Genomic DNA, 3939 nt, shown 5'->3' with positions numbered 1-3939 from the left:
GCGGTACTTCGCCTGCGGTGTGCATGCAGTCGATCCGCTCGGGCTTTACCAGCGTGATGATGGACGGGTCGCTGATGGCGGACGGCAAGACGCCGGCGAGCTATGCCTACAACGTCGAGGTGACGCGCCGCGCCTGTGAAATGGCCCATGCCGTCGGGGTTTCGGTGGAAGGTGAGCTCGGCTGCCTCGGCTCGCTGGAAACCGGCGAGGCAGGTGAGGAAGACGGCATCGGCGCAGCTGGCAAGCTTTCCCACGACATGATGCTGACCGACCCGGACCAAGCGGCCGATTTCGTCACACAGACCGGCGTGGACGCGCTGGCGATTGCCATTGGCACCAGCCACGGCGCCTACAAGTTCAGCCGCAAGCCCACCGGCGACATTCTGGCCATTGACCGGATCAAGGCGATTCATGCACGCATCCCCAATACCCACCTAGTCATGCACGGTAGCTCAAGCGTGCCGCAGGAATGGCTGGCCATCATTCGTGAGCACGGCGGCAGCATCAAGGAAACCTACGGAGTTCCGGTGGTGGAAATCCAGGTGGGCATTCGCCACGGCGTGCGGAAGGTGAACATCGACACCGACATCCGCCTAGCCATGACCGGCGCCATGCGGCGGTCGCTGGCGCAAAACCCCGGTGAGTTCGATCCGCGTAAGGCACAGATCGCCGCGCGAAAGGCGGCCAGCGACATTTGTGTGGCGCGGTTCGAAGCCTTCGGCTGCGCGGGGCAAGCGGCTCGCATCAAGCCCGTACCGCTTGAAGGTATGGGCCTGCGATATGTTCGTTCATAAAGCTGAACCGCTGATATGGGCTGGCATGGAGGGCAGGCTTTCTGCCTCGAAATGATTTGAAGGGTTTGCGGCCCTAACTCCGGGCTGTGGGGGCAGACGGTGCCGCTGCCGAAGATGGTCGCTGTGTTCCTGCCAAGCGTATGTTTGACCTGCTCCTGCTCCTGCACCCTAAGCACAAAGTAAAAACCATGAACATTCGGAATCTGAAAATCGGCGTCCGCTTGGGTGCGGGCTTTGCTGTGTTGTTGCTGATGCTGGCTGCCGGCGCCGCGCTGGGCCTGAACCGTATGGCGACGATACGTGCCCATATGGAAGAAATCACCACAGTGAACAATGTGCAGGCGGGGCTCGCTACCACCATGCGGGTTTCTGTGCTGGATCGCATGATCGCACTGCGAAACTTGGTCTTGCTCCACGAAGTGGTCGACATCAAGGCCGAGGTAGAGCACATTCAAAAGCAAGCTGCCATCTACGCACAGGCAGAACAAAAATTGACAAGCATGTTTGCCAGTGGGCCAAAGACCACGGTTGATCAGCATGCGCTTCTTGGTCAGGTCAAGGAGGCTGCCTCAGCCGCAGCGCCCTTGATCGCTAAAGTGGTGGAACTTGGCTTTGCAGATCGGGCAGAAGAGGCGGCAAAGGTACTGATCAAAGATCTACCGCCGTCTCAATTCAAATGGCAGAACGGCCTGTCGGGCTTGATCGATCTCGAACACAGGCTGAGTAACGATTACGTGGCCGACGCCAATCGGGATTACGAAATTGCCCAAGTGACGATGTTGACACTGACCGTGCTAGCGATTCTCCTGGGCATCGCCATTGCTTGGACGATTACGCGCGGCATCACGCGCCCCATCAATGAGGCGGTCCGGGTCGCGCGCACTGTCGCAGCCGGGGATTTGACAAGTCAAATCGTCGCTACGCAAACCGACGAAACCGGGCAACTCATGCAGGCGCTGCGCGAGATGAACGACAGCTTGCTCAAGATTGTGGGTCAGGTGCGCAACGGTGCCGACAGCATGGCCACGGCGTCGAGCCAGATTGCGGCAGGGAACCAGGACTTGTCGTCCCGCACCGAACAGCAGGCCAGTTCATTGCAGCAGACCGCCGCGTCCATGGAGGAGCTGACTTCCACAGTCAGGCATAACGCCGACAATGCACTCCAGGCCAACCAGTTGGCGGGCCAGGCGTCCAGCGTGGCCGTGCATGGTGGCGCCGTGGTGGCCCAGGTGGTGGTCACCATGGGTTCCATCAATGCCTCATCGCGCAAGATCGTCGACATCATTGGCGTGATCGACGGCATTGCATTCCAGACCAACATCCTTGCCCTGAACGCGGCCGTCGAGGCGGCGCGCGCGGGCGAGCAGGGGCGCGGCTTTGCCGTGGTGGCCTCTGAAGTGAGAGCCCTGGCGCAGCGCAGTGCCGACGCAGCCAAGGAAATCAAACACCTCATTGACGACTCGGTGAGCAAGGTGGAAAGGGGATCTTCGCAAGTGTCCGCTGCGGGCAAAACCATGGAAGAAATTGTGGCTAGCGTGCGGAGAGTGACGGACATCATGGCCGAGATTGCAGCGGCCAGCCAAGTGCAGACCTTGGGCATTGAACAAATCAACCAAGCTGTCGTGCAAATGGACCAGGTAACGCAGCAAAACGCGGCGTTGGTCGAGGAGTCGGCTGCCGCAGCCGATTCTCTGCAAGGGCAGGCAAGTCAGTTGCTACAGTCGGTCGGTGTATTTAAACTGAATCAGAGTACATAGAGGGCAGTAGCAGTAGCTGCCCGGGCGGCAAGCATTTTCGGAAGCGGCAAGCCTCGCGGCCTCAACAGTGACCAAAAATTTAGGGGTCATAGTAGGCAGTAGTATCCAGTAACAACTGTGAGACATCTTTGAGCCGTCGAGGACTGTGCGATTCGTTCAATGGACAAGACCAACCTCTCTGAAAGCGACATCTGCGACAAGTTCATTCGCCCGGCCATGGAGCAAGCTGGATGGAACGGTTTGGATCAGATATTTCGTGAGTACCCCCTGCGTGCCGGGCGTGTCGTGGTGCGTGGCAGCAAGGCCTACCGGGACAAGAGCTCCGTGCTCAGGGCTGACTACGCACTGTTCTACAAGGCCAACATTCCCCTGGCGGTCGTTGAGGCCAAAGACAACAAGCACGCCGTCGGCGCTGGCATGGGCCAGGCGCTGAACTACGCCCAACTGCTCGATGTGCCATTCAGCTTCTCCAGCAATGGCGACAGCTTCGTGTTCCGCGACGCGACCTTGGCCACTGGCGTGCTGGAGCAGAACCTCACCCTCGAAGAATTCCCCTCGCCGCAGGAACTGTGGCACCGGTATTGCACTTGGAAAGGCTGGTCCGCCGAGGAGAGCCGCGTCGCTGGGTTCGACTACGCCCCCCACAAAACCCCGCGCTACTACCAGCTCAACGCCGTCAACCGGGCGGTTGAGGCCATCGCTACCGGCCAAAACCGCGTGCTGCTGGTTATGGCCACCGGCACCGGTAAGACTTACACCGCGTTCCAGATCATCTGGCGCCTTTGGAAGAGCAGCGCCAAAAAGCGCATCTTGTTCCTGGCCGACCGCAACATCCTCATCGACCAGACCATGGTCAACGACTTTCGCCCCTTCAAGGGCGCCATGGCCAAGCTCAGCCCCAACGCCAAGGGCGTGGAGCGTGTCGATGCGCGGGGCACGGTGTCGCTGGAAGACGTGGACCTGGCCGTCAACAAGGCCACCAAACTGGTGGACAAAAGCTACGAGATATACCTCTCGCTCTATCAGGCGGTCACGGGCACCGAAGAAGAGCGCAACATCTACAAGCAGTTCAGCCCCGACTTCTTCGACCTGATCGTGGTGGACGAATGCCACCGGGGCAGCGCGGCCGAAGACTCCGCCTGGCGCGACATCCTCACCTACTTCGGCAGCGCTACGCAGATCGGCCTGACCGCCACGCCCAAGGAAACCAAAGACGTTTCCAACACCGATTACTTCGGCGAGCCCGTCTACACCTACAGCCTCAAGCAAGGCATCGAAGACGGCTACCTCGCGCCGTACAAGGTCATCCGCGTCGATCTGGACAAAGACACCTTCGGCTGGCGCCCAACGGCGGGCATGCAGGACAAGCACGGCCACGCCATCGAAGA

At 60.0% G+C, this 3939-nt stretch carries 3 protein-coding genes; all 3 read left to right on the top strand.

Annotated features, from left to right (window positions below):
* The coding region (locus tag NFX52_RS12840; RefSeq protein ID WP_252635666.1) for a class II fructose-bisphosphate aldolase at positions 1–794 on the top strand (794 nt) is incomplete at its 5' end.
* A 140-nt stretch (positions 795–934) separates the two neighbouring features.
* Entirely contained in the window at positions 935–2551 is a 1617-nt protein-coding gene (locus NFX52_RS12835; protein WP_055394154.1) for a methyl-accepting chemotaxis protein, read from the top strand.
* A 159-nt stretch (positions 2552–2710) separates the two neighbouring features.
* Positions 2711–3939 (top strand): EcoAI/FtnUII family type I restriction enzme subunit R (hsdR, locus tag NFX52_RS12830; RefSeq protein WP_252635665.1); only part of this gene is annotated, 1229 nt, incomplete at its 3' end.

Origin of the sequence: Acidovorax facilis (genome assembly GCF_023913775.1) — a bacterium.
GTDB classification, from domain to species: domain Bacteria; phylum Pseudomonadota; class Gammaproteobacteria; order Burkholderiales; family Burkholderiaceae_C; genus Acidovorax; species Acidovorax facilis.
Note: the sequence above shows the minus strand (reverse complement) of the source record. Positions and strands in the feature narration are given on the sequence as shown.

Excerpts from the sequence above, each read along its gene's own strand:
- NFX52_RS12835 (WP_055394154.1), top strand. The coding sequence starts at position 935 with ATGTTTGACCTGCTCCTGCTCCTGCACCCTAAGCACAAAGTAAAAACC.